This is a genomic window from Pararhodobacter aggregans (genome assembly GCF_003075525.1).
Classification (GTDB): Bacteria; Pseudomonadota; Alphaproteobacteria; order Rhodobacterales; family Rhodobacteraceae; genus Pararhodobacter; species Pararhodobacter aggregans.
The window spans coordinates 1-25,102 of the sequence record NZ_QDDR01000011.1 but is presented as its reverse complement, the minus strand read 5'-3'; the positions used below and the strand labels follow the sequence as shown (position 1 = coordinate 25,102).

General features: G+C 68.3%; 20 protein-coding genes. 13 read left to right on the top strand and 7 right to left on the bottom strand.

Annotated elements, in window-relative coordinates:
* From DDE23_RS18650 to DDE23_RS18635, 4 genes are all read left to right on the top strand, one after another.
* Window positions 1–531: a periplasmic heavy metal sensor gene (locus DDE23_RS18650; protein ID WP_107754824.1), complete on the top strand. Its 531-nt coding sequence runs from the start codon at window positions 1–3 to the stop codon at window positions 529–531.
* A gap of 618 nt (window positions 532–1,149) precedes the next feature.
* Window positions 1,150–1,872: an ABC transporter ATP-binding protein gene (locus DDE23_RS18645; RefSeq protein WP_107754823.1), complete on the top strand. Its 723-nt coding sequence runs from the start codon at window positions 1,150–1,152 to the stop codon at window positions 1,870–1,872.
* A complete protein-coding gene (locus DDE23_RS18640; RefSeq protein ID WP_238150053.1) occupies window positions 1,869–4,229 on the top strand; it encodes an ABC transporter permease in 2,361 nt (786 codons plus the stop codon). Before DDE23_RS18645 ends, DDE23_RS18640 begins: the two co-directional genes overlap by 4 nt.
* A gap of 10 nt (window positions 4,230–4,239) precedes the next feature.
* Window positions 4,240–5,436: an efflux RND transporter periplasmic adaptor subunit gene (locus DDE23_RS18635; protein ID WP_107754821.1), complete on the top strand. Its 1,197-nt coding sequence runs from the start codon at window positions 4,240–4,242 to the stop codon at window positions 5,434–5,436.
* A gap of 173 nt (window positions 5,437–5,609) precedes the next feature.
* Here DDE23_RS18635 and DDE23_RS18630 read toward each other — a convergent pair whose 3' ends face one another.
* Complete coding sequence (locus DDE23_RS18630; RefSeq protein WP_107754820.1) at window positions 5,610–7,838, bottom strand: xanthine dehydrogenase family protein molybdopterin-binding subunit; 2,229 nt, start codon at window positions 7,836–7,838, stop codon at window positions 5,610–5,612.
* Window positions 7,835–8,305: a (2Fe-2S)-binding protein gene (locus DDE23_RS18625; RefSeq protein ID WP_107754819.1), complete on the bottom strand. Its 471-nt coding sequence runs from the start codon at window positions 8,303–8,305 to the stop codon at window positions 7,835–7,837. The genes DDE23_RS18630 and DDE23_RS18625 overlap by 4 nt, the downstream gene beginning before the upstream one ends.
* Before the next feature lie 102 nt (window positions 8,306–8,407).
* Between DDE23_RS18625 and DDE23_RS18620 the strand changes: the two genes are divergently transcribed.
* Window positions 8,408–9,010, top strand: a complete 603-nt coding sequence (locus DDE23_RS18620; protein WP_107754818.1) for a TetR/AcrR family transcriptional regulator — start codon at window positions 8,408–8,410, stop codon at window positions 9,008–9,010.
* Here the strand turns inward: DDE23_RS18620 and DDE23_RS18615 are convergent.
* From DDE23_RS18615 to DDE23_RS18595, 5 genes are all read right to left on the bottom strand, one after another.
* Window positions 9,007–9,639, bottom strand: a complete 633-nt coding sequence (locus DDE23_RS18615; protein ID WP_107754817.1) for a L,D-transpeptidase — start codon at window positions 9,637–9,639, stop codon at window positions 9,007–9,009. The two genes, DDE23_RS18620 and DDE23_RS18615, sit on opposite strands and share 4 nt — an antisense overlap.
* A 233-nt stretch (window positions 9,640–9,872) precedes the next feature.
* Entirely contained in the window at window positions 9,873–10,013 is a 141-nt protein-coding gene (locus DDE23_RS25355; RefSeq protein ID WP_170121903.1) for a hypothetical protein, read from the bottom strand.
* A 158-nt stretch (window positions 10,014–10,171) separates the two neighbouring features.
* The gene (gene mutT, locus DDE23_RS18605) at window positions 10,172–10,570 is read right to left on the bottom strand and encodes an 8-oxo-dGTP diphosphatase MutT (protein ID WP_107754816.1); all 399 of its coding nucleotides are present in this window, start codon (window positions 10,568–10,570) and stop codon (window positions 10,172–10,174) included.
* A 112-nt stretch (window positions 10,571–10,682) separates the two neighbouring features.
* A complete protein-coding gene (argJ, locus tag DDE23_RS18600) occupies window positions 10,683–12,023 on the bottom strand; it encodes a bifunctional glutamate N-acetyltransferase/amino-acid acetyltransferase ArgJ (protein ID WP_107754815.1) in 1,341 nt (446 codons plus the stop codon).
* 87 nt (window positions 12,024–12,110) lie between these two features.
* Window positions 12,111–12,968 (bottom strand): peptidylprolyl isomerase, encoded by an 858-nt coding sequence (locus DDE23_RS18595; protein ID WP_107754814.1) that lies wholly within the window; start codon window positions 12,966–12,968, stop codon window positions 12,111–12,113.
* 180 nt (window positions 12,969–13,148) lie between these two features.
* Here DDE23_RS18595 and secA point away from each other — a divergent pair, with 180 nt between their 5' ends.
* From secA to dnaJ, 8 genes are all read left to right on the top strand, one after another.
* Complete coding sequence (gene secA, locus DDE23_RS18590) at window positions 13,149–15,896, top strand: preprotein translocase subunit SecA (protein WP_107754813.1); 2,748 nt, start codon at window positions 13,149–13,151, stop codon at window positions 15,894–15,896.
* Window positions 15,897–16,124: 228 nt separating this feature from the next.
* Window positions 16,125–17,006, top strand: coding sequence for a DMT family transporter (locus DDE23_RS18585; protein WP_107754812.1), 882 nt, complete (start codon window positions 16,125–16,127; stop codon window positions 17,004–17,006).
* Between the two features lie 176 nt (window positions 17,007–17,182).
* The gene (locus DDE23_RS18580) at window positions 17,183–18,289 is read left to right on the top strand and encodes a TRAP transporter substrate-binding protein (RefSeq protein ID WP_107754811.1); all 1,107 of its coding nucleotides are present in this window, start codon (window positions 17,183–17,185) and stop codon (window positions 18,287–18,289) included.
* A gap of 121 nt (window positions 18,290–18,410) precedes the next feature.
* Window positions 18,411–18,962 carry a TRAP transporter small permease subunit gene (locus DDE23_RS18575; protein WP_107754810.1) on the top strand — a complete coding sequence of 184 codons (552 nt, stop codon included), beginning with the start codon at window positions 18,411–18,413 and terminating at the stop codon, window positions 18,960–18,962.
* 6 nt (window positions 18,963–18,968) lie between these two features.
* Window positions 18,969–20,357, top strand: coding sequence for a TRAP transporter large permease (locus DDE23_RS18570; protein ID WP_107754809.1), 1,389 nt, complete (start codon window positions 18,969–18,971; stop codon window positions 20,355–20,357).
* Window positions 20,358–20,410: 53 nt separating this feature from the next.
* On the top strand, window positions 20,411–21,337 hold the full coding sequence (locus tag DDE23_RS18565; RefSeq protein WP_107754808.1) for an AEC family transporter: 927 nt from the start codon (window positions 20,411–20,413) through the stop codon (window positions 21,335–21,337).
* Window positions 21,338–21,514: 177 nt separating this feature from the next.
* A complete protein-coding gene (gene dnaK, locus DDE23_RS18560) occupies window positions 21,515–23,428 on the top strand; it encodes a molecular chaperone DnaK (protein ID WP_107754807.1) in 1,914 nt (637 codons plus the stop codon).
* A gap of 75 nt (window positions 23,429–23,503) precedes the next feature.
* On the top strand, window positions 23,504–24,661 hold the full coding sequence (gene dnaJ / locus DDE23_RS18555; protein ID WP_107754806.1) for a molecular chaperone DnaJ: 1,158 nt from the start codon (window positions 23,504–23,506) through the stop codon (window positions 24,659–24,661).
* Window positions 24,662–25,102: the final 441 nt, after the last annotated feature.

The window sequence follows — 25,102 nt, the reverse complement described above, 5'->3', positions numbered from 1 at the left end:
ATGACCGAGCCTGTGACCCCTTCCCCCGCTTCCCCCCCCGCGCCCGGGGCCCGCAAGCCCGGCCGCGGCCTGCGCGTGGCGCTGGTGCTGTCGGTGATGCTGAACCTTCTCGTGGTCGGCGTTCTGGCGGGCGGCGCCCTGCGCGGTCCGCATTTCGCGCCGCCCGGCATGCCCGGCCAGCCCGATATCCGCGCCCTCTGGCGGGCACTGCCCGCCGAGGCGCGCGCCGATCTGCGGGCCATGGGCCGCGAGCGGGGCCTGCCGGGCGAGCCAGGTCCGCGCCCCGGCCGCGAGGAGCGCCGCGCCAGGACCGAGGCGCTGAACGCCCGGATCCTCGACGCGCTCAGGGCCGAGCCGTTTGACGCGCCCGGCTTCTCGCGGCTGATCGACGGCGACCGCGAGGCGCTGGCAAGGCGCCTCGATGCCGCGCGCGAGGCCTTCGCGACCGAGGTTGCGGACCTGAGCCCGACCGAGCGTCAGGCCATGGCCGACCGCCTGCAGGAATACTGGTCCGAACACGCCCGGGATTGAGCGACCCGCGAGGCGGCGACAGGATTTTCTCCTCGGGCGGAGGGCGCCAGGGGACAGGGTGGTTCCGGCAGCGGCACGGCCGCCTCCGCTTTCCGGTCTTGCCAGACCGCCGTAACCCGCGCTTCGCCGGTCAATCCGGCAATCAAGACGTCATGACCTCCCGGGCAACCCTCAAGCTTTTCCCCAAGGCGCCGACGATCGGCCGCCAGTCCCGGCCTGCGCGTCCATGGCCGCCACGATTCTCGCTGGACGCCTGAGGTCGCGCCTTTGTGACGGGCCTTCGCCGACACCCGGCACCGCCTCAACACCATGGCTTCCGCATTCCGGGCCTGACGACGCATCCCCGGCGCCTCGTCCGGGCGGCCCTCTCGCCCGAGGCGCGATGACGCGCTGGGAAATCGGCGTAACGCTCTCTTAACCTTGATCTTTGTTCTGGAAATATCCTCGGGGGTTCCCAAAGGGGGTGGAAAACCCCCTTTGGCGGGGGGTGCGGGGGGCTGGCCCCCCGCTTCCTGCCCGGATGAGACGCCGGTGAGGGGCCTGCCCCGGGGCCGAGGCGCGCCCAGGGTTCTTGCGCTGGGTCAAGGCGGGCGCGGCGCAGGCGGTTAGAACAGGCGCATGGATGAGGCACAAACCACAGGGACGGTGTTCCGGGTCTCGGGGCTGACGCGGGTCTACCGGACCGGCGCGGTCGAGGTGCAGGCGCTCAGGGGCGTCGATCTGGCCCTGGCCGAGGGCGAGCTGGTGGTGCTGCTCGGCGCCTCGGGCTCGGGCAAGTCGACGCTTCTCAATATCCTCGGCGGGCTCGACCGGCCCAGCGGCGGGCGGGTGTTCTTCCGCCAGACCGAGCTCACGCGCGCCTCGGACCGGGCGCTGACCGCCTTCCGCCGCGACCATGTCGGCTTTGTCTTCCAGTTCTACAATCTGGTTCCCAGCCTGACCGCGCGCGAGAACGTGGCGCTGGTGACCGAGATCGCCCGCCACCCGATGCGCCCCGAGGAGGCGCTGGAGCGCGTGGGGCTCGGCGCGCGGATGGACCATTTCCCGGCCGAACTCTCGGGCGGCGAGCAGCAGCGGGTGGCCATCGCCCGGGCCATCGCCAAGCGCCCCGACGTCCTCCTCTGCGACGAGCCGACCGGGGCGCTCGACAGCGCGACCGGGGTGCAGGTGCTGGAGGCGCTGACCGCGGTCAATGCCGATCTCGGCACCGCCACGGTCATGGTCACGCATAACGCGGCGATCCGGCAGATCGCCCATCGCGTGGTCCGCATGGGCGACGGGCAGATCAAGGCCGACGAGCGCAACGAGACCCGCCTTGAGCCCCGCGAGGTCAGCTGGTGAGGGCGCTCGACCGCAAGATGCTGCGCGATCTGCGGCGGGTCTGGGCCCAGGCTTTGGCCATCGCCGCGGTGCTGGCCTGCGGCATCCTGATGATGGTCGGCATGTCGATGACCCGGGCCACGCTCGGCGGCACGCAGGCCGCCTATTACGAACGTGCCCGCTTCGCCGATGTCTTCGCCTCGCTGACAAGGGCCCCCGCCTCGCTGGTGGCCGGGGCGCAGGCGCTCGACGGCGTGGCGCAGGCCGAAGGGCGGATCGGTTTTCAGGCGGTGCTGGATCTGGCGGGGCAGGAGGCCCCGGCTTCGGCGCGGATCGTCTCGCTGCCGGCGACGGGGGCCGTGCTGAACCTGCCGGTGCTGCGCCGGGGACGCCTGCCCGATCCGCTGCAGCCCGACGAGGTGGCGATCAACGAACCCTTCGGCGAGGCCAATGGCCTGCAGCCCGGCACCCGTTTCCGCGCCGTGCTGAACGGGCGGCTGAGGGAGCTGATTGTCACCGGCTGGGTTCTGTCGCCCGAATTCGTCTACACGATCGCGCCGGGTGCCATGATGCCCGACGACCGGCGCTATGGCGTGGTCTGGATGGGGCAGGCGGCGGCCGAGGCGTCGATGGACATGGGCGGCGCGGTCAACGAGATCGCCCTGCGCCTGACCCGGGGCGCCGATGAACGCGCGGTGATCGCGGCGCTGGACCGGCTGATCGACCCTTACGGCGGGACCGGCGCCTATGGCCGTGACCGGCAGATGAGCCACGCCTTTCTGGAGGGCGAGATGAGCCAGCTCACGGTCATGGCCACCACCATCCCGCCGATCTTCCTGCTGGTCGCGGCCTTTCTGGTCAACATGGTGCTGGGGCGGCTTATCAAGATGGAGCGCACCCAGATCGGCCTTCTTAAGGCCATCGGCTATGGCTCGGCCGGGATCGCCTGGCATTACCTGAAGCTGGCGCTGCTGATCGGGGTCACCGGGGTCGGGCTGGGGGTGCTGGCCGGGCAATGGATCGGCAGCGGGCTGATCGCCCAGTACCAGCAGTATTTCCGCTTCCCGGTCTATCTGCGCGACCCGGCCACCGGCGCGATGCTGCTGGCGGGCGGGCTGGGGCTGGCCACGGCGGCGCTGGGCGGGTTGCAGGCGGTCCGGGCCTCGGTCCGGCTGCCCCCGGCCGAGGCGATGTCGCCCCCCGCGCCGCCTGCCTTCTCGCGCGGATGGCTCGACCGGGCGGTCAGCGCGCTCAGGGTGCGGCAGACCAGCATGATGATCCTGCGCTCGATCCTGCGCTGGCCGGGACGGGCGGCGATCACGCTCTTCGGCGTCATGACCTCGGTCGCGCTGCTGGTCGCGAGTTATTTCATGATCGATTCCGTGCAGATCATGGCCGATACGCTGTTCACCCAGTCGAACCGCCAGCAGGTCACGCTGGTCCTGTCGCGGGCCCAGCCCGAGCGCGCGGTGCTGGACGCGCTCGGCCTGCCCGGCGTGCGGCAGGCCGAGGGCGCCTTTTCGATGCCGGTGCGGCTGGTGCATGGCCATCGCGAACGGCTGACCGCGGTCTCGGCCCATGTCGAGGGCGAGACGCTGGCACGGCTTCTGGACGACAGCGGGCAGGACGTGCCGCTGCCCGCCGAGGGGCTGGTGCTGCCCGAGCGGCTGGCGGCGGCGCTGGATGTGGCGGTGGGCGACAGCCTGCGGCTGGAGATGCTGGCGGCGCCGCGCGCGGTGCTGGACCTGCCGGTCGCCCGGATCATCGCCCAGGGCATGGGGCAGGAGGCGCATATCGCCGCCGCCCCCCTCTTTGCGGCGATGGGCGTGGCGCCGCAGGTCAACCGCATCCATCTGCTGGCCGACCCCGAGGCGTTGCCCGCCCTCACCTCGGCGATCAAGTCGGTGCCCGCGGTCGCAGGGCTGACCGACTGGCACGAGGTGCGCCGCCAGTTCGACGCCACCCTGCAGACCAGCATGGTGACCATGCTGACCCTGCAGACCATCATCGGGCTGATGACGGCGGTGGGTGTGGTCTATAACGCCGCACGCATCCAGGTCTCGGAACGCAGCCACGAGCTGGCCTCGCTCAGGGTGCTGGGCTTCACCCGCGGGGAGGTGGGCTTCGTGCTGGTGGGCGAGATCATGCTGCTGACGCTGCTGGCGATCCCGCTGGGCTGGGCGCTGGGCTACGGGCTGGCGGCGGGGCTGGTCGGGGCGATGTCGAGCGATCTGATCTCGATCCCCTTCGTCATCACCCGGCGCACCTATGCGATGGCGGCGCTGGCGGTCTTCGCGGCCTCGCTGGGGGCGGTGCTGCTGGTCCGGCGGCGGCTCGACCGGGTGGATCTGGCAATGGCGCTGAAGGCGCGGGAATGAGGAGAGGCGGATGAGCTGGACACGGCGGATCGCGGTCGCGGGCGGCGCCCTGGTGCTGGCGGGCGGGCTAGGCTGGGCGCTCTGGCCCATGCCCGCGGCGGTGGATTTCGCGACCGTGACGCGGGGCGATCTGCGCGTCACCGTCTCGGCCGAGGGGATCACCCGGGTGCGCGAACCCTATTCGGTCACCGCGCCCATCGCCGGGATCGTCGAGCGCTCGCCGGTGGCGGTGGGCGATGCGGTGGTGCGGGGCGAGACGGTGCTGGCGGTGATCCGCCCGGCGGCGCCCGCGCTGATGGACGCCCGCAGCCGCGCCCAGGCCGAGGCGGCGGTGCGCGAGGCGGAAGCCGCGCTGGCGCTGGCCGAAACCAATCTGCGCGGCGCACTCAGCGCGGTCAGCCGGGCGCAGGGCGAGTTGCAGCGGGCGCGGGCGCTGCGCGCCTCGGGCACGATCTCGCAACACGCGCTCGAGGAGGTGGAGACCGCCTTCACCGAGGCGTCGCAGGCGCTGGCGGCGGCGCGGCAGGAACGGGACCTGCAACAGGCGGTGCTGGGCCGGACCCGGGTGCAGCTGATGGAACCGGGGGGCGACGAGGGCGTGACCTCGGCGGTGCGGCTCTTCGCGCCGATCTCGGGGACGGTGCTCTCGGTCGAGGACCCCTCGTCGCGGCTGGTCGCCGCCGGCGCGCCGCTGCTGGCGCTGGGCGATCTGGGGGATCTGGATCTGGAGACGGACCTGCTGTCCACCGACGCCGTGCGGGTGGCCGAGGGCGCGCCGGCACTGATCGAACGCTGGGGCGGCGCGGGTCAGCTCGACGCCGTGGTGCGCCGGATCGAGCCCGCCGCCTTCACCCGCGTCTCGGCCCTGGGGATCGAGGAACAGCGCGTGCGGCTCAGGCTCGATTTCACCACCCCGCCCGAGGCGCGCCCGGGGCTGGGCGACCGCTACCGGGTCTTCGTGCGGGTGGTGGTCTGGGAGGGCGCGGACCTGCTGCTGGTGCCGCAGGCCGCGCTCTTCCGGGTCGAGGGCGGCTGGGCGGTGTTCCGGGCGCTGGACGGCCGCGCGGTGCAAACCCCGGTCGCGATCGGCCAGCAGGCCGAAGGCATGGCCGAGGTTCTGGGCGGGCTCGACGAGGGCGAGGCGGTGATCCTCTACCCCGCCGCGACGCTTCGCGACGGGGCGGCGGTGGGAGCGCGCGCTGACTAGGCTCTGCCCCCGTCGTGGGCAGCCGGGGGGCCAGCCCCCCGGACCCCCCGGGATATTTGCAGAACAAAGATGGGGCTTAAGCCCTTATTAACCTTGATCTTTGTTCCTCAAATATCCTGCGGGAGGGTCCGGGAGGGTGCAAAACCCTCCCGGGGTCGCGGCGGGCGTCGCGGTCAGAGGATGAAGCGGAAGGTCCGGTCCAGCGGCAGTTCCCGCGCCCGCGTCCCGGTCAGGGCGAAGAGGGCATTGGCCAGCGCCGGGGCGGCGGGCGGGGTGCCGGGTTCGCCGACGCCGCCGATATGGGGATTGTCCTGCAGGATCCGCGTCTCGATCCGCGGCGCGCCGGGCATGCGCAGCCCGTCGGTGTCGGGGAAGTTGCGCTGTTCCACCATCCCGTCGGCGAAGGTGATCTGTCCGTGCACCGCCGCCGAGAGCCCGTAGATCAGCCCGCCCTCCATCTGCGCCCGCAGGTTCTGCGGGTCGATGGCGATGCCCGCGTCGCAGGCGATCCAGGCGCGGGCGATGCGGATGCCCGCGTCCTCCTGCACCAGTTCGATCACCTGCGCCACCGGCGTGCCGAAGGACCAGACCATGGCCACGCCCAGCGCCGTGCCGGGCGCGCGGGGCGCGTCCCAGTCCGACATCGCGCGCACCGCCTCCAGCACGCCCGCCGCCACCGGGCTTTCCGGGCGCGCCAGGTCCAGCCGGAAGTCCAGCGGGTCGCGGCCTGCCTCATGGGCCAGCTCGTCGATGAAACTCTCCATCACGAAGCCGTTGTGGCTGGAGCCGACCGAGCGCCAGGGGCCGATCGGCAGCGGCAGGTCGGCCGTGTAGCCGCGGATGCGGTAGCGCGGGATGGCATAGGGCTGATCGAAGAGCCCCTCGACCAGCGCCCGGTCCGGCCCCATCGCCGAGAAGCCGAAATAGCGCGGCAGCAGCTGGCCCATCACCCCTTGCCCGGCGATCTGGCCGTCCAGAAGCGTGGCCCGGCCGCCGTCGACCTTGCCGCGCATCCGGGCGATCACCGCCGGGCGGAAGAAGTCATGCGTCATGTCCTCTTCCCGCGACCAGGTGACTTGCACGGGCGTGCCGGGCATTTCCCGCGCGACCCGCGCCGCCAAGACCGAGAAGTCATACTCCCCGCGCCGACCGAAGCCGCCGCCCATGGCGGTGGTGTTGACGGTCACCGCCTCGCGCTCGATCCCCAGCGCCTCGGCCACGCGGCGCTCCTGCAGCAGGGGCGACTGGTTCGGCGACCAGAGGGTCAGCCGGTCCCCGTCCCAGAGGGCGGTGGCGTTCTGCGGTTCCATCGGCGCATGGGCCAGATAGGGCAGGCGGTACTCGGCGCTGATCTCGGTGCCGGGCTGATCCTCGTCGCCGTCGTCGCGCATGGTGGAATTGGGGCTGTCGTCGAAGGCGGCCTCGATGGTGGCCATGATCGCCGCCTGATCGGCGGGGTAGGGGGCCTCGGACCAGTCGGGCGCCAGCGCCTCGGCGCCCTGGAACGCCGCCCAGGTGTTGCGGGCGATCACCGCCACGCCGGTGCCGAGGTCGATGACCCGCTCGACCCCCGGCACGGCCAGCGCCGGGGCGGTATCGACGCTGCGCATTGTGCCACCGAGGCGCGGGGTCATGCGGATCGTGGCGAATTTCATCCCCGGCAGGCGGGTGTCGATGCCATAGGCCTGGGTGCCGGTGACCTTGGCCGGCATGTCGGCGCGCGGCACCTCGGTGCCGATCAGCCGCCACTCGGCGCGCGGCCGGGGATCAACCTGCGGCGGTTCGATCCGCGCGGCGGCCTCGGCCAGCTCGGCATAGGCGAGCCGCGTGCCGTCCGGGGCGACCACGGCGCCCGCTTCGGTCCTGAGCCGGGCCACGGGAACATCGAGCCGGGCGCTGGCGGCCAGTTTCAGCGCCTCGCGGGCCGAGGCCCCGGCGTGGCGCATCTTCTCGTAGCCGTCGCGGATCGAGGTCGAGCCGCCGGTGATCTGCGTGCCGAGCAGCTTGCCGACCTCGCCCACCGCGCCGCCGAGGCTGCGCATCCAGTCGGACATGGCGTAATCGGGCACCGGGAACAGCGATTCCCCCATCGCCGCGTTGTAATAGGCGGCCGAGGCCGGGCCATGGGCCACGCGGACCTCCTGCCAGTCGACGTCCAGTTCCTCGGCCACCAGCATGGCCAGCGAGGATTGCGCCCCTTGGCCCATGTCGGCGCGGCCCGAGACCACGGTGATGCCGTCCTGGTCGATCACCAGATAGGCGTTCATCGCCGCGCCCTGGCCGGGGTCCAGCGGGTTGGGGATGGGCTGGCGGACCTTCCAGACGCCGAAGGCCACGCCCCCGGTGATGGCGGCGGCGCCGACCAGAAAGCTGCGGCGGGTGATGGTGCCAAGGCGGCTCATATCGCGTCCTCCCGCATCTGGGTTGCGGCGTCGTGGATGGCGGCGCGGATCCGGTTGTAGGTGCCGCAGCGGCAGAGGTTGCCCGCCATCGCCTCGTCAATATCGGCGTCGGTCGGATCGGGGTTGCGGGCCAGAAGATCGGCGGCCTGCATGATCTGCCCGGACTGGCAATAGCCGCATTGCGCCACCTGATGGCGCAGCCAGGCGGCCTGCACCGCGTGCATCGCCGCCGGGTTGCCCAGCCCCTCGATGGTGGTGACCTCGCCCCAGACATCGCCCAGCGCCACCTGGCAGCTGCGCATCGCCTCGCCGTCGATATGCACGGTGCAGGCGCCGCAGGCCCCCACGCCGCAGCCGAACTTGGTGCCGGTCATGCCCAGTTCGTCGCGCAACACCCACAGCAGGGGGGTGTCGTCGGGTGCGTCGATCACCTGGTCGGTGCCGTTGATGGTCAGGGTCGTTGGCATGGGAACCTCCCGAATCGGCCGTCCGCTTACGTTCTGACACTATTGCGCAAAAATGTCAGTGTGTAAATTGACAAACTGGACGGAAAGTGTCATCGCTTCACCATGGCCAGCCAGACCTTGCCGATTGATGAAGATGATCCCCGCCGCGCCGCGATCTTGGCTGCGGCGGTCGAGGTTTTTGCGCGCTATGGTTTCAAGCGCACGGCGATGGAGGATATCGCCCGTGCCGCCGGGGTCTCGCGCGCGGCGCTCTATCTGCATTACCGCAACAAGCAGGACATCTTCCGCTCGCTGGTGCAGGGGTATTTCGAACTGACCGAGGCGCGGATGCAGGCGGCGCTGGTGCCCGGCCTCGACCCCGAAACGGCGCTGCGCGGGGCCTTCGAGGCCAAGCTCGGCCCCGAGATGATGCCGCTCATCGAATCGCCGCATGGCGAAGAGCTGATCGACGCCAATTTCGCCACCGCCGCCGATCTGGTCGAGGCGGCCGAGGCCCGGCTGGCGGGGATGATCGCCGACTGGCTGCGGGCCGAGGCCGGGGCCGGGCGCGTGACGCTGGCGGCCTTCGACGGCGAGGCCGCCGCGCTGGCCGAGGCGATTGTCGCGGCATTGCACGGCCTCAAGCATCAGGTGCGCAGCTATGCCGCGCTCAGGGTGGCGATGGCGCGGCTGGCGCGGCTTTTCGCCCGCGGCCTCGGGGTCTAAAGCACCGACACCCGCGTGCCGGGGCCGACCCGTTCGGCCAGGTCGATGACATCGTGATTAATCATGCGGAAACAGCCCGACGAGGCGGCGCGGCCGATGGAGCGCCAGCTGGGCGTGCCATGGATGCGGATGCCCTCGTCATGGCCACTCGCCACCGTCCGCAAATAGAGCGCGCGGGCGCCCAGCGGGTTGCGGGGACCGCCCGGCTGGCCCTCGGCCCATTGTTCCAGCGCGGGGTCGCGTTCGATCATCGAGGGCGTCGGGGTCCAGCTCGGCCAGCGGGCGGTGCGATAGATCTCGGCCTCGCCGCGCCACAGCAACCCCTCGCGACCGACCGAGACGCCGTAGCGCAGGGCGTAGCCGTTCTCCAACACCAGATGCAGCGCGCGCTGGTCGGGCAGGATGACGATCTGGCCCGGTGCCTGCTCCCCCTCCCAGGGCACGACCTGACGGCGCAGGCCCTCGGGGACCTCGTCGATCGGCACGGCGGGGACGGTGAAGCGGCCATCGGCGCGGGTGGCGTAGTCGAGGACGGGAAGCTCGGGCGGCGGCGGCGCGACCAAGACGCAGCCGGCGACGGGGAGCGTGGCGAGACCGGCGAGCAGCGCGCGGCGGGACAGCAGGGGCATGGAACTCTCTCTGGCAGACTTCTCTGCAGGGTTAGACGGGCGAGAGCGGCCGAGGGTTCCAATTTTCTCCGGAGAGACGGGGCCGGGGGCGGGAAGTGAGGCGGGAAGGACACACCGGCCCCGGCCGGGAAGGCCATGAAAAAGGGTGCGGAATCTCGCGAATCCGCACCCGGTCACTCGTTACACTGGTGTGTTTTTCTGTGCGCCCGGTCTCGCGCCGCCGGGCCGAACCCTCAGGCGGCGTGGCGCTTTTGCACCGGCCGACCCATGAAGGTCTTGTTGCCGACCTTGACCACGACCAGCCCCGATGGCGTCGTGCGCACGAACTGCCCCTGGATGCTCAGGTAGCGGCCGATCATGATCGTTTTCAGCATGGTTAGTCCCTCGTTCACCGTGCCCCATTTCTGCCACATTCCCGGCAGGTCCGCCAGAAAAACGTCACATTTATCGTTTGGCATCAGGAACTTGATTGTTCCATTGGCGTCCGATTGGCGACAGTATGGACATAATCGCCCGATTGTTTCGCAAGCCTCTACAGCCAGTCGCGCAGGATCGGGATCAGCGGGATATCGGCCGGCGGCATCGGATAGTCGGTGAGGTCGCGCGCCCGTACCCAGGCCAGAGTCTGCCCCTCGCGCGGGGTGACGATTCCCTGCCAGCGGCGGCAGGCGAAGAGCGGCATCAGCAGGTGGAAATCGGGGTAGGAATGGCTGGCGAAGGTCAGGGGGGCAAGGCAGGAATGCCATGTCTCGATCCCCAGCTCCTCGTGCAGCTCGCGGATCAGGGCGGCTTCCGGCGTCTCGCCGGCCTCCACCTTGCCGCCGGGGAATTCCCAGAGCCCGGCCATGGTTTTGCCCGGCGGGCGCTGGGCGAGGAGGACGCGGCCGTCGGCGTCGATCAGGGCCACGGCAGAGACGAGGAGGGTCTTCATCAGCAGAGCTTTCGCAGGCGGCAGGCGCCGGGGGGCCTTCTGCCCCCCGGACCCCCCGAGGATATTTGAGGAACAAAGAAGGGGCGGGTTAAGGCCCTGTTAACCCTGCCTCTCAGGAGCGGTAATCGGCGTTGATGTCGATGTAGCGATGCGTGAGATCGCAGGTCCAGACCTTGGCGCGGCCCTTGCCGAGGCCGAGGTCGACGCCGATTTCCAGCTCTTCCTGTTTCATGTAGGCGGCGCCGTCCTCTTCCTTGTAGGCGGGGTCGACAAGGCCGTCCGTCGCCACCTGGATCTTGCCGAAGCTGATGGCGAGCTTGTCGCGGTCGGCGGCGGCGCCGGATTTGCCCACCGCCATGACGATGCGGCCCCAGTTCGGATCCTCACCGGCGATGGCGGTCTTGACCAGCGGCGAATTGGCGATCGAGAGGGCGCAGCGTTTGGCATCCGCGTCCGAGGCGGCGCCGGTCACGGTGATGCCGACGAATTTGGTCGCCCCCTCGCCGTCGCGCACCACCTGATGCGCGAGGTCCAGCATCACCGCGCCCAGCGCCTTCTCGAAGGCGCGGGCGCTGGCCGAGCGGCCGTTGCCCACCGCAGGGCCCTGGCCGGTGGCAGCGACCAAGAGCGTGTCCGAGGTCGAGGTGTCGCTGTCCACGGTGATGGCGTTGAAGCTGCGGTCGGTGTGGCGGCTGACCATGGTCTGCAGCGCCTTCTGGCTGATCGCCGCATCGGTGAAGACATAGACCAGCATCGTCGCCATGTCGGGCGCGATCATGCCCGAGCCCTTGGCGATGCCGGCGATGGTGATCGGGCCGGCCTCGGTCTCGACCAGGGCCATGGCGCCCTTGGGATAGGTGTCCGTCGTCATGATGGCGCGGGCGGCGTCGGTGATGCCGCCGGGCGCGAGGCCCGCGACCAGCCCGTCGAGCGCGGCCTCGATCTTGTCATGCGGCAGCGGCTCGCCGATCACCCCGGTCGAGGAGGTGAAGACCCGGGTTTCCGGCAGGCCCAGCTTTTCCGCCACCGCGGCCGAAAGCGCATTGACCGAGGCCCAGCCGCGGGCGCCGGTGAAAGCGTTGGAATTGCCCGAGTTCACCAGGATCGCGGCGCCGGTCTCGGCCGGGGCGGGCAGGCCGATCTTGGCCTGGCAATCGAGGACCGCCGCCGAGCGGGTGGCCGAGCGGGTGAAGGTCCCGGCGACGACCGAGCCGGGCGCGAGGCGGGCCAGCATGACATCGGTGCGGTTCTTGTAGCGCACGCCCGCCTGGGCGGTGGCGAACTCGACGCCCGCGATGGCGGGCAGGGCCGGGAAGCCGTCCTTGGGGGCGAGCGGCGAGACGAGGGTGACCTTGGCCTTGGGCGCCGGGGCCGGGGTGGCAGCGACCTGCCCCTCCAGCGCCTTGGCGCGGGCCTTCCACTTCTTCGCTTTCTCTTTGTACGTCTTGGCCATAGCCAGCGGGCTCCTCAGGCATGAGAAAGGCCCGCACCCCCGGGAGGGTACGGGCCGGTTGCGGGGCGGAGGATAGACGCCCGGCCCTTACTCGTCCAGCAGGGTCGTCTGGCTCAGGAGCGTGGGGTCCATGCCTTCCGAGAGGTTCTCGGCGGTGCTGGCCGCGCGCAGCTCCTCGATATAGGCGCGGGTCGCCTCGCGCTGGATCTGGGTGACCAGATCCTCGCGCACCTGATCCAGCGTCGGCGCGGTGGCGTTGCGGGTCTCCAGCAGTTTCACCACATGCCATCCGAAGCGGGTCTGCACCGGCTCGGACACCTGGCCGGGTTCCAGCGCCTCGACCGCGGCCTGGAACTCGGGGATCATCACGCCCGCCGCGAACCAGCCCAGATCGCCGCCCTGCTGGGCCGAGCCATCGGCCGAGAACTCCTGCGCCACCTCGGCGAAATCGCGGCCTTCGGCCAGCGCGGCGACCACCTGGTCGCGCTCTTCCTCGCTGCGCACGAGGATATGCGCGGCGTGGTATTCGGTCACCGGCTCGCCCTGGGCGTAATCGGCGACGAAGGCGTCATAGGCGGCCTGCACGCTTTCGTCGGTGACGGCGGCGGTGGCGACCTCGACCAGCGCGGCATTGGCCAGGAAGTTGCGCGTCTCGTTTTGCAGCATCAGCTGGTTGCGCAGCGTCAGGTCACCGGCTTGCGCCTGTGCCAGAAGTTCCTGTTCGATGAGCTGTTCGACCAGCGCCGGGAACAGGGTTTCGTCGGGCACCTGGGCGAATTGCTGCGGCAGCTGGGCGCGGAGCGCGATGGCCTGACCAAGGGTGATCTCGGTCTCGCCGACGCGGGCGATGACCGTTGCGGCAGTCGGGGCGTCCTGCGCCAAGGCCGGCGCGGCGAGCACCGACAGCAGCACGGCTGCGGCCGCATATCGAGCGTTTTTGAACATGCAAGGCTCCTGAATCGCGTCCCTTCGGGCCGCTGTGATTGACACTCAGATGGCCGCCCCTTACATGCCAGAACGGATTTTTCACGGGCTGGCCAGCCGCGCCCTGTTTAAGAAAGCAGCCGCCGACCGGCAAGACCGCCGGTGCAGCCAGCCGGTCACACAAAGGCGAGCGGAGATCAGATGTTGGGGCTTGGAACGATCAGCCGGAAGATTTTCGGCACGGCGAACGACCGCAAGGTCAAGGCAGTCCGCCCGCTCGTCGCAAAGATCAACGCGCTCGAGGATGAGATCGCCGCACTCGACGACGCGGGGCTGATCGCCCGGACCGACGCGCTGAAGGCGCGGGTCGCGGGCGGCGAGAGCCTCGACTCCGTGCTGCCCGAGGCCTTCGCCAATTGCCGCGAGGCGGCGAAGCGGGCGCTGGGTCTGCGCGCCTTCGACGTGCAGCTGATCGGCGGCATCTTCCTGCATCAGGGCAATATCGCCGAGATGAAGACCGGCGAGGGCAAGACGCTGGTCGCCACCTTCCCGGCCTATCTGAACGCGCTTTCGGGCAAGGGCGTGCATATCGTCACGGTCAACGACTACCTCGCCCGCCGCGACGCGGGCTGGATGAGCAAGGTCTTCGCCAAGCTGGGCCTGACCACCGGCGTGGTCGTCCCGCACCAGCCGGACGAGGAAAAGCGCGCGGCCTATCAGGCCGACATCACCTATGCCACCAACAACGAACTCGGCTTCGATTACCTGCGCGACAACATGAAGACCGACCTCGGTCAGATGATGCAGCGCGGGCATAACTTCGCCATCGTCGACGAGGTCGACTCGATCCTGATCGACGAGGCGCGGACGCCGCTCATCATCTCGGGCCCGATGGCGGATCGCGGCAACCTCTATGTCCGGGTCAACGAGCTGATCCCGCAGCTGGTGGACGAGGATTTCACCCTCGACGAGAAGCAGCGCACCGTCAGCTATACCGAGGACGGCAACGAGCATATCGAGCAATTGCTCTATGCCGCGGGGCTGCTGCCGGAGGGTCAGACGCTCTATGACCCGGAATCGACGACGCTGGTGCATCACGTCAACCAGGGCCTGCGCGCGCACAAGATGCTGCACAAGGACCAGCATTACATCGTCCGCGACGGCAAGATCGTGCTGATCGACGAATTCACCGGCCGGATGATGCTGGGCCGTCAGCTGTCGGAAGGCCTGCATCAGGCGGTCGAGGCCAAGGAAGGGCTGCAGATCCAGCCCGAGACGGTGACGATGGCCTCGATCACCTTCCAGAACTACTTCCGCATGTACAAGAAGCTGGGCGGCATGACCGGCACCGCCTCGACCGAGGCCGAGGAATTCCAGGAGATCTACAACCTGGGCGTGGTCGAGATCCCGACCAACCGGCCGATTGCCCGTCTGGACGAACACGATCAGGTTTACAAATCCGCGCGGGAGAAATTCCTGGGCATCGTCGCCGAGATCAAGGAAGCCAATGCCAAGGGGCAGCCGATCCTGGTCGGCACCACCTCGATCGAGAAATCCGAGGAGCTGAGCCAGCTTCTGACCTCGGAAGGGATCGTCCACAACGTCCTGAACGCCCGCCAGCACGAGCGCGAGGCGCATATCGTGGCCGAAGCGGGCCGGGTGGGCGCCGTCACCATCGCCACCAACATGGCCGGCCGCGGCACCGACATCCAGCTGGGCGGCAACGTCGACATGCAGGTGATGGACGCGCTGGCCGCCGATCCGCAGACCGATCCGGTGGCGCTGCGCGCCCGGATCGAGGCCGAGGTGGCCGAGGAGAAGCAGAAGGTTCTGGACGCGGGCGGCCTGTTCGTGCTGGCCACCGAACGCCATGAATCGCGCCGCATCGACAACCAGCTGCGCGGCCGCTCGGGCCGTCAGGGCGACCCGGGCCGCTCGGTCTTCTTCCTGTCGCTGGAAGACGACCTGATGCGGATCTTCGGCTCGGAACGGCTGGAGAAGGTGCTGTCGACGCTGGGGATGAAGGAAGGCGAGGCCATCGTTCACCCCTGGGTCAACAAATCGCTGGAAAAGGCCCAGGCCAAGGTCGAGGCCCGCAACTTCGACATCCGCAAGACGCTGCTGAAGTTCGACAACGTGATGAACGACCAGCGCAAGGTGATCTTCGGCCAGCGGCTGGAGATCCTGGAAGCCGAGGATCTGAGCGAGATCACCACCGACATGCGCCACGCCGTCATCGACGAGATGGTGACCAAGCACATGCCGCAGGGCTCCTATGCCGATCAATGGGATGTCGAGGGGCTGACCGAGGCGGTGAAGGACAAGCTGTTCCTGGAACTGCCGGTCACCGACTGGGCGGGCGAGGACGGCGTCGATCAGGAGCAGGTGCGCGAGCGCATCACCGAGGCCTCGGACAAGCTGATGGCCGACAAGGAAGCCGCTTTCTCGTCCGACACGATGCGGATGATCGAGAAGCAGCTCCTGCTGCAGGTGATCGACGGCAAGTGGCGCGACCATATCGTCACGCTGGACCACCTGCGCTCGGCGGTGAACTTCCGCGGTCTGGCGCAGCGCGACCCGCTGAACGAATACAAATCCGAGGCCTTTGTGCTCTTCGAGCACATGCTGGGCGCGCTGCGCGAGGATGTGACCCGCCAGCTGTCGCGCATCCGGCCGCTCACCGCCGAGGAGCAGGCGGTGATGCAGCAGCAGATGGCCATGCAGCAGGCGGCCGAGCGTGCGGCGATGAACCCCGAGGGCAAGCTGGACCAGCCGGTGGACCTGCCGCGTCTGGGCGGGGCGGCGCCGGTCGCGGCCGCGCCGACCGGCACCCCGCGCGAGGGTTTCGACGAGACGGACCCGGCAACCTGGGGCAACCCCAGCCGCAACGATCCCTGCCCCTGCGGCTCGGGCAAGAAGTTCAAGCAATGCCACGGCGCGCTGGCCTGAGGCGTTGCAGCGGGGGGCCGTCTGCCCCCCGCACCCCCCGAGGATATTTGGGGAACAAAGATAGACAATTTGATTAAAATTGTCCGCTTTCCGGCAGCCTGATCCCCGCGGAGAGGGCAGGGGAGCCGGTTCCCGCGGTCGATAGTTAACGTGCGAAGCGGGCTTGCCTTCCGGTCGGGCGGCGGCCTATGCATCCTCTGGCGTGCCAAACGCCCGGAGGAGGACGCCATGACCCAGACACAATCCCAGCCGCTGAAGGCGGCGCTGTGGATGTGCGGCGCCATCGTTTCCTTCGTGCTGATGGCGGTGGCCGGGCGGGCGGTGCAGGTCGAGCTTAACACCTTCGAGCTGATGTTCTGGCGCTCGTTCATGGGCTTCGTGCTGGTCGCGGCGATCATCCGTGTCCGGCGCGGCGATTTCGCCATCGTGCGCACGCAGCACTGGGGCCTGCATCTGGTGCGCAACACCTTCCATTTCGCTGGCCAGAACCTGTGGTTCTACGGGCTGATGATGATCCCCTTGTCGCAGCTGGTGGCGCTGGAATTCACCGGGCCGATCTGGGTGGTGCTGCTGGCGCCGGTGTTTCTGGGCGAGCGGCTGACCGGGGTGAAGCTGGCCATCACCCTCGTGGGGTTCATCGGCGTGCTGGTGGTGGCGCAACCGGGCGTCCAGCCCCTGAACCTGGGCCATCTGGCGGGGGTTCTGGCGGCGGTCGGCTTTGCCATGAACCTGATCTTCACCCGCAAGATCATGCTGCATGACCATGTGCTGACGGTGCTGTTCTGGATGACGCTCAGCCAGACGGGAATGGCGCTGGTGCTGGCGCTGGCCGGCGGCTTCACCTGGCCCAGCCTGCATCTGCTGCCCTGGCTCGGCATCATCGCCCTGACCGGGCTCAGCGCCCATTACTCGCTGACCTCGGCCCTGGGGCTGGCGCCTGCGACGCTGGTGGCGCCGATGGAATTCGCCCGGCTGCCGATCGTCGCGCTGGTCGGCGTCTGGCTCTATGCCGAGGCGCTGGACCCGATGGTCTTCCTGGGCGCGGCCATCATCTTTTCGGCAAACTTCCTGAATCTGCGCCTGAATTCCCGCCGGACCGCGCGGGCCTGACCCGCCGTCGGCCGCGAAAACACTGGACGCCTCCGGCGTCTGCGCTAGGATGCGCAGGGCCTGCGGATTCTAGCGCTAACGTTTGCGGAATTCGGGTTCTAACGGCGAAAATGCCGTGTATATACCGCGATATTGGTCAGCCGAAATGACCAAAAGAAACTCTGGGAGGAATACTCATGGATCGTCGTTCATTCCTGCGCACCTCGACCTTTGGCGGGGCTGCGGCCGCGGCCTCGACGCTGGCCGCCCCGGCCGTCGCGCAGGGCCGGACCACCTGGCGCATGGTCACCACCTGGCCGCGCAACTTTCCCGGCCTCGGCGTCGGCGCGCAGCGCCTGGCCGACCGTATCACCGCCGCCTCGGACGGCCAGCTGACCGTCGAGGTCTTCTCGGCCGGTGAGATGGTGCCCGCGCTGCAATCGCTCGACGCGGTCATCGACGGCACCGCCGAGATGAGCCACGGCGCCGCCTACTACTGGCAGAACAAGTCGGTCGCGCTGTCGTTTTTCACCGGCGTGCCCTTCGGCCTGACCGCGGCCGAGCATTCGGCCTGGATGCGCTTCCTGGGCGGCCAGGAGATGTGGGACGAGGTCTATGACCAGTTCGGCGTTCAGGGCTTCCTGTCGGGCAACACCGGCACCCAGACCGGCGGCTGGTTCCGCAATGAGCTGACCAGCCTCGCCGACCTGCAGGGTCTGCGCTTCCGCACCCCGGGTCTGGGCGGTCAGGTCTGGCAGCGCCTCGGCGCCTCGGTCACCAACATGGCCGGCGGCGAGATCTTCCAGGCGCTGCAATCGGGCACGCTGGATGCGGCCGAATTCGTCGGCCCCTACAACGATCTGGCGCTGGGCTTCTATCAGGTCTGCAAGCACTACTACACCTCGTCCTTCGTCGAGCCGGGCCTTGCGACCGAACTCGTCGTCGACAAGGCGAAATTCATGGAGCTGCCCTCGAACCTGCAGGCCATCGTCCGCGACGCCTGCCAGGCGGAATACGAGAACGTCTATTCGGACTTCGTGGCCAATGACCCGCGCGCGCTGGCGACCATCGTCAACGACCACGGCGTGACCGCGCATGCGTCCTTCCCGGACGACATCCTGGAAGCGGGCGCCCGCGAATCGAAGGCGATGATCCAGGAACTGCTGGCCTCGAGCGACGACCTGACGGCGCGCACCGCCCGCAGCTTCGTCGACGCACTGAAGCTGATGCGCACCCGGACCGAGGGCACCGACCAGGTGTTCACCACGGCCCGCCAGCGCTTCTTCGACACGTCGGACCTCTGATCCGACAGCCCCGCGCCCGGTAGACCCGAGCGCGGGGTTTTTCCCATCCCGAGCGCCGGATGCCCGACCCCGTTGCGACGGCCGGCGCCTTGTTATCCCCGTGCGGATCCAGGAGGTCCCCTTGAACGGTCTTTCCGCCATCATGCGCGCCATCAACGGCGTGAACCGGCTGATCGGCAATGTCTTTTCATGGCTTGCGCTCGCCATCGTTCTGGTCTGTTTCTGGGTCGTCGTCGAACGCTACCTGTTCTCGACCACGCGGCTGTGGATGCAGGACCTGTATCCCTGGCTGAACGGGGTGATGTTCACCTCTGTCGCGGCCTATGCGCTTTACACCAACGATCACGTGCGGGTGGACATCTTCTACCGCCCCGCCACCAACCTGAAGAAGGCCTGGCTCGATCTGATCGGCGTGATCCTGTTCCTTTTGCCCTTCACCTGGGTCGTCTGGACCTATTGCTATGTCTTCGTCGCCCGATCGTGGCGCCTGCAGGAGGGGTCGGCGAACCCCGGCGGCGCGCCCGGCCTCTATCTGGTCAAGGGCTTCATCCTGGTCTTTGCCGTGACGCTGGCGTTGCAGGGCCTGTCGATGCTGATCCGGTCGATCCTTATCATCCGCGGGCGCGAGGATCTCGTGCCGAAATCCTACCGCTACGAAGCCGTCCCGGAGTAACCGCCCATGGATCTTGTACTTGTCGGAGAGATCCTCTCGGGGCTGATGTTCCTGGGCGTGATCGGCTTCCTGATGCTGGGCTTCCCGGTGGCCTTCACCCTGGCCGGGACCTCGATCCTGTTTGCGCTGATCGGCCTGTCGCTCGGTGTGTTCGACATGTCGAACCTCAGCGCCCTGGCCGGGCGCTACACGGGCTACATGACCAACGAGGTGCTGGTCGCGGTGCCCTTGTTCATCTTCATGGGGGTGATGCTGGAACGCTCCAACATCGCCGAGCAGCTTCTGTCCACCATGGGCAAGCTCTTCGGTTCGATGCGCGGCGGGCTGGGGATTTCCGTCGTGGTGGTGGGGGCGCTGCTAGCGGCCTCGACCGGCGTGGTCGGCGCCACCGTGGTGACGATGGGCCTGATCTCGCTGCCGGCGATGCTGCGCGCGGGCTACGACCCGAAACTCGCCACCGGCACGATCTGCGCTTCGGGCACGCTGGGGCAGATCATCCCGCCCTCGACCGTGCTGATCTTCATGGGCGACATGATCGCCGGCATGCATGCGCAGGCGCAGATGAGCCTGGGCAATTTCGCGCCGAGCGCGGTCTCGGTCGGTGACCTCTTTGCCGGGGCCTTCATCCCCGGGATGCTGCTGGTCGCCGTCTACATCGCCTATATCCTGTTCAAGGCCGTGACCGACCCGTCCAGCTGCCCGGCAATGCCGATGAGCGCCGAAGAGCGCCGCGGCCTGCCGCGCGAGATCGTCGTGGCGCTGGTGCCGCCGCTGATGCTGATCATCGCCGTGCTGGGCTCGATCCTGGGCGGCATCGCCACCCCGACCGAAGCCGCCTCCGTGGGGGCCGTGGGGGCCACGCTGCTGGCGGCGCTGCGCGGGCGGCTGCGGGCCTCGATCGTTCTCGATACAGTGCGCTCGACCGCCAAGATCACCGCCATGGTGTTCATCATCCTGTTCGGCGCCTCGGTCTTTTCGGTGGTGTTCCGCCAGATGGGCGGCGACGATCTGGTGCATGAGTTCCTGACCGGGATCCCGGGCGGGGCCATGGGGGCGATGATCGCCGTCATGGTGGTGATGTTCGTGCTGGGCTTCATCCTGGACACGTTCGAGATCATCTTCATCGTGCTGCCGATTACCGCGCCGACCCTGCTGCTGTTGGGCGTCGATCCGATCTGGCTGGGGGTGATGGTCGGCGTGAACCTGCAGACCTCGTTCCTGACGCCGCCCTTCGGCTTTGCGCTTTTCTACCTGCGGGGGGTGGCGCCGGGCTCGGTCTCGACCGGGACGATCTATCGCGGGGCGATCCCCTTCGTGCTGCTGCAGATCGTCGCCATCGTCATCCTGTTCCTCTTCCCCGGATTGGTGACCTGGTTGCCAAGCGTGGTTTACTGACCCCTCTTCGGCCCGCCCCGATGTGGCGGGCCGTTTCATTTCCGACAGGCCCGATGCTCACCGTCTTCCTCCAGACCCTGCCGTTCTTCGCCGTCATCGTCCTGGGCTATGGCGCGGGAAAGACCGGGTTCTTCCCGCCCGAGGCGACGGCCTGGCTGACCCGCTTCGTCTTCTATTTCGCGCTCTCGGCCATGCTGTTCGGCTTCTCGGCCAGCATGTCGCTGGGCGACATCTTCGAGCCGCGGGCGGCCGCCGCCTATCTCCTCGGCTGCGCCGTCGTCTATCTGGTCGCGCTGGCCGTGGCCTTTGCCCGCCGCCGCCCGCTGCCCGAGGCGGTGATGGAGGCGCATACGGCGATCATCGGCAACACCGGCTTTCTGGGCGTGCCGATGCTGGTGCTGCTGCTGGGGCCGCAGGCGGCGGGGACCGTGCTCCTGGTGCTGGCCATCGACCTGATCGTCTTTTCCAGCCTCCTGACCATCATCATCACCCTGGCGCGCGAGGGGCGGATCTCGCCCGATCTGCCGCGGGTGATCGCCATTGGCCTCGCGAAGAACCCGATGGTGGTGGCGATGGCGGCGGGGCTGCTTTGGTCCGCGACCGGCCTGCCGCTGCCGGGCTTCGTTGCCGCGACGACAACCCTGCTGGGTGCCGCCGCCACGCCCGGCGCGCTTTTCGCCATCGGCGCCAGCCTGTCGGGCAACCGGGCCGAGCGGCTGACCGTTGCGGGCTGGCTGAGCGCCGCGAAACTGGTGCTCCATCCGCTGGCCGTCGGCGCCGCCGCCTTCTGGATCTTCGACGTCGACCCCTTCGCCGCGGGGGTGCTGATCTGCGCCGCGGCGCTGCCGGTGGCGGGCAATGTCTATATCCTCGCCCAGCATTACGGGGTCTGCGTCGCCCGCGTCTCGGCCGCGATCCTGCTTTCCACGGCGGCCAGCGTGCTGACACTGCCGGTCATCATCGCCCGCTTTGCCGGGTGATGTGACATTCTTGCCATTTTGGCCCTGTCCAGCCGCTTGCAGCCCCTCTGACCCCTCCCTATATAGCCCTCGAAGCCGGGAGAGCGCCCTGAGGGGGATCCCGGTTCTGGGATCGGGGAGGCGAAGCCTGACGGGATCGCCGCCTCACAACATCGCCGAAGGAAAGAGGATTTCATCATGGCCAAAGTCATCGGGATCGACCTCGGTACGACCAACAGCTGCGTCGCGATCATGGAAGGCTCGCAGCCCCGGGTGATCGAGAACGCCGAAGGGGCGCGTACCACGCCCTCGATCGTCGGTTTCACCGAGTCCGAACGTCTCGTCGGTCAGCCCGCCAAGCGGCAGGCCGTCACCAACCCCACCAACACCGTCTTCGCGGTGAAGCGCCTGATCGGCCGCCGTCTGGGCGATGCCGAGGTGGAGAAGGACAAGAAGCTCGTCCCCTACAAGATTGCCGACGGCGGCAATGGCGACGCCTGGGTCGAAGTGCGCGGCGAGAAATACAGCCCCAGCCAGATCTCGGCCTTCATCCTGCAGAAGATGAAGGAAACCGCGGAATCGTATCTGGGTGAGACGGTCACGCAGGCGGTCATCACCGTCCCCGCCTATTTCAACGACGCCCAGCGTCAGGCGACCAAGGACGCGGGCAAGATCGCCGGCCTTGAGGTGCTGCGCATCATCAACGAGCCGACCGCGGCCGCGCTGGCTTATGGCCTCGACAAGAAAGAGACCAAGACCATCGCCGTCTATGACCTCGGCGGCGGCACCTTCGACATCACCATTCTTGAGATCGACGACGGCCTCTTCGAAGTGAAATCGACCAACGGGGACACGTTCCTCGGCGGCGAGGACTTCGACATGCGCATCGTCACCTACCTGGTGGACGAGTTCAAGAAAGAGCACGGCGTCGACCTGAGCCTCGACAAGATGGCCCTTCAGCGTCTGAAGGAAGCCTCCGAAAAGGCCAAGATCGAGCTGTCGTCGAGCCAGCAGACCGAGATCAACCAGCCGTTCATCTCGATGGACAAGAACACCGGGCAGCCGCTGCACCTGGTGATGAAGCTGACCCGCGCCAAGCTGGAAAGCCTGGTGGGCGATCTGATCGTGAAATCCATGAAGCCCTGCGCGCAGGCGCTGAAGGATGCCGGTCTCTCGAAAGGCGACATCGACGAGGTCGTGCTGGTCGGCGGGATGACCCGCATGCCGCGCGTCGTCGAAGAGGTGACCAAGTTCTTCGGGAAAGAGCCCCACAAGGGCGTGAACCCCGATGAAGTCGTGGCGCTGGGCGCGGCCATTCAGGCCGGCGTGCTGCAAGGCGACGTCAAGGACGTGGTGCTGCTGGACGTGACCCCGCTGTCCTTGGGCATCGAGACGCTGGGCGGTGTCTTCACCCGCCTGATCGACCGCAACACGACGATCCCGACCAAGAAGAGCCAGGTCTTTTCGACCGCCGAGGACAACCAGAACGCGGTGACCATCCGCGTGTTCCAGGGCGAGCGCGAGATGGCGCAGGACAACAAGATGCTGGGCCAGTTCAACCTGGAAGGCATCCCGCCCGCGCCGCGCGGCATGCCGCAGATCGAGGTGACCTTCGACATCGACGCCAACGGCATCGTCAATGTCTCGGCCCGCGACAAGGCCACCAACAAGGAGCAGCGGATCACCATCCAGGCTTCGGGCGGTCTGTCGGACGCGGATATCGAGAAGATGGTCAAGGACGCCGAGGCGAATGCCGACGCCGACAAGGCCCGTCGCGAGCTGGTCGAGGCGAAGAACCAGGCCGAAAGCCTGATCCATTCGACCGAGAAGTCGCTCGTCGAGTACAAGGACAAGGTCGACCCGACCACCGTCGAGGCCATCGAGCTGGCGATCGCCGCGCTCAAGGACAACCTCGATGGCGACAATGTCGAGAAGATCAAGTCGGGCATCAACAATGTCCGCGATGCCTCGATGAAGCTGGGCGAGGCCATCTACAAGGCGCAGCAGGAGGCCGGTGAAACGGCCGAGAGCGAAGACGAACCGCGCTCGGTGGATGACGACATCGTCGATGCCGATTTCGAGGATCTCGACAACAACAAGCGTCGCGGCTGACGTGTGATCTAACGCGGGGCCCCGGCCGGAGAGATACCGAGCCGGGGCCTTGTCTATGAAAGTGAGGTCCACGAAATGGCCAAGCGCGATTATTACGACGTTCTGGGTGTTGCGCGGGGCGCCTCGGCCGAGGAGCTGAAGAAAGCCTATCGCGGCAAGGCCAAGGAGCTGCACCCCGACCGCAACAAGGACAACCCCGAGGCCGAGTCCCAGTTCAAGGAAGTGAACGAGGCCTACGAGGTCCTGAAGGATGCCGACAAGAAGGCCGCCTATGACCGCTTCGGCCATGCGGCCTTTGACGGCGGCATGGGTGGCGGTCCGCGGCCGGGCGGCGGCCGTCCGGGCGGGGCCGATTTCGGCGCCTCCTTCTCGGATGTGTTCGAGGATCTGTTCGGCGATTTCATGGGCGGGCGCGGTGGCGGTGCCGGTGGCGCGCGGGCCCGCGCCAGCCGGGGCAGCGATCTGCGCTACAACCTGCGGGTCACGCTGGAAGAGGCCTACAAGGGCGTCCAGAAGTCGATCCGCGTGCCGACGCTCGCCGCCTGTGACGCCTGCAACGGCTCGGGCGCCGAGGGCGGCGCCGAGCCCGTGACCTGTCCGACCTGTTCGGGCATGGGCAAGGTGCGGGCGCAGCAGGGCTTCTTCACCGTCGAGCGCACCTGTCCGACCTGTGGCGGGCTGGGGCAGATCGTCAAGAACCCCTGCACCAGCTGCAAGGGCGCCGGCCGCGTCGAGAAGGAGCGCCAGCTGTCGGTCAACATCCCGGCCGGGGTCGAGACGGGCACCCGCATCCGTCTGTCCGGCGAGGGCGAGGCGGGGCTCAGGGGCGGTCCGGCGGGCGACCTCTATATCTTCATCGAGGTGCGCGAGCATCCGATCTTCCAGCGTGACGGGCTGGATCTGCATTGTCTGGTGCCGGTCAGCTTCACCACCGCCGCTTTGGGCGGCGAGGTGGAAGTGCCGACCATCGACGGCGGCCGCAGCCGGGTGAAGGTCCCGGCGGGCGCGCAATCGGGCAAGCAGATGCGGCTGCGCGGCAAGGGGATGCCGGCGCTGCGCGGTGGCGGCTTTGGTGACATGCTGATCGAGCTGGGCGTCGAGACGCCGGTGAACCTGACCACGCGGCAGAAGGAATTGCTGCGCGAATTCGAGGGGTTGTCGGCGGATAACCACCCGGAGGGGAATTCCTTCTTCTCCAAGGTCAAAAGCTTCTGGGATGGGATGAAGGGTTAGCGGCGGCTTCGGCTGCTCCGCAGCCGAGGCGAAAAGGGTCCAGTGGACCCTTTTCAGCCGCGTACGACCGAGCCGACCGGCGAGGGCGGCCGCAACCTCAGGTCCTCCCCCTTCCAACGGCGCCCCATGGGGCGCCGTTCCGCATTAACGCTTCCTTCACCAATCACGGCCGAAGCTGGGGAATGCCCCGTCCCGCCCCCCGCCCTGAGTCGCTTGCCGAACGGCCGCTGCCGCTCTTCGCCGCTGATGAGGCGAGCGCGGTGGCGGTGATCCCCCCCGGCACGCTGCCCTCCTACCTCAGGGACCACAGAAAGGTAAGCATTCGCGGAGGGCCGTCTGGCTGTTGAGCGGGCAGAACGTTTATCGAGTGTCCTTATGGACGCACACGAAGACACTCGCCGTATTCAAGTTTTGTCGGTCTCTGATACCGGCCGTCGTCGG

What these genes read in the sequence shown, in the direction of transcription:
- DDE23_RS18650 (WP_107754824.1), top strand. Translation starts at nt 1, where the DNA reads ATGACCGAGCCTGTGACCCCTTCCCCCGCTTCCCCCCCCGCGCCCGGG.
- DDE23_RS18645 (WP_107754823.1), top strand. Translation starts at nt 1,150, where the DNA reads ATGGATGAGGCACAAACCACAGGGACGGTGTTCCGGGTCTCGGGGCTG.
- DDE23_RS18635 (WP_107754821.1), top strand. Translation starts at nt 4,240, where the DNA reads ATGAGCTGGACACGGCGGATCGCGGTCGCGGGCGGCGCCCTGGTGCTG.
- DDE23_RS18630 (WP_107754820.1), bottom strand. Translation starts at nt 7,838, where the DNA reads ATGAGCCGCCTTGGCACCATCACCCGCCGCAGCTTTCTGGTCGGCGCC.
- DDE23_RS18625 (WP_107754819.1), bottom strand. Translation starts at nt 8,305, where the DNA reads ATGCCAACGACCCTGACCATCAACGGCACCGACCAGGTGATCGACGCA.
- DDE23_RS18620 (WP_107754818.1), top strand. Translation starts at nt 8,408, where the DNA reads ATGGCCAGCCAGACCTTGCCGATTGATGAAGATGATCCCCGCCGCGCC.
- DDE23_RS18615 (WP_107754817.1), bottom strand. Translation starts at nt 9,639, where the DNA reads ATGCCCCTGCTGTCCCGCCGCGCGCTGCTCGCCGGTCTCGCCACGCTC.
- DDE23_RS25355 (WP_170121903.1), bottom strand. Translation starts at nt 10,013, where the DNA reads ATGCTGAAAACGATCATGATCGGCCGCTACCTGAGCATCCAGGGGCAG.
- mutT (WP_107754816.1), bottom strand. Translation starts at nt 10,570, where the DNA reads ATGAAGACCCTCCTCGTCTCTGCCGTGGCCCTGATCGACGCCGACGGC.
- argJ (WP_107754815.1), bottom strand. Translation starts at nt 12,023, where the DNA reads ATGGCCAAGACGTACAAAGAGAAAGCGAAGAAGTGGAAGGCCCGCGCC.
- DDE23_RS18595 (WP_107754814.1), bottom strand. Translation starts at nt 12,968, where the DNA reads ATGTTCAAAAACGCTCGATATGCGGCCGCAGCCGTGCTGCTGTCGGTG.
- secA (WP_107754813.1), top strand. Translation starts at nt 13,149, where the DNA reads ATGTTGGGGCTTGGAACGATCAGCCGGAAGATTTTCGGCACGGCGAAC.
- DDE23_RS18585 (WP_107754812.1), top strand. Translation starts at nt 16,125, where the DNA reads ATGACCCAGACACAATCCCAGCCGCTGAAGGCGGCGCTGTGGATGTGC.
- DDE23_RS18580 (WP_107754811.1), top strand. Translation starts at nt 17,183, where the DNA reads ATGGATCGTCGTTCATTCCTGCGCACCTCGACCTTTGGCGGGGCTGCG.
- DDE23_RS18570 (WP_107754809.1), top strand. Translation starts at nt 18,969, where the DNA reads ATGGATCTTGTACTTGTCGGAGAGATCCTCTCGGGGCTGATGTTCCTG.
- DDE23_RS18565 (WP_107754808.1), top strand. Translation starts at nt 20,411, where the DNA reads ATGCTCACCGTCTTCCTCCAGACCCTGCCGTTCTTCGCCGTCATCGTC.
- dnaK (WP_107754807.1), top strand. Translation starts at nt 21,515, where the DNA reads ATGGCCAAAGTCATCGGGATCGACCTCGGTACGACCAACAGCTGCGTC.
- dnaJ (WP_107754806.1), top strand. Translation starts at nt 23,504, where the DNA reads ATGGCCAAGCGCGATTATTACGACGTTCTGGGTGTTGCGCGGGGCGCC.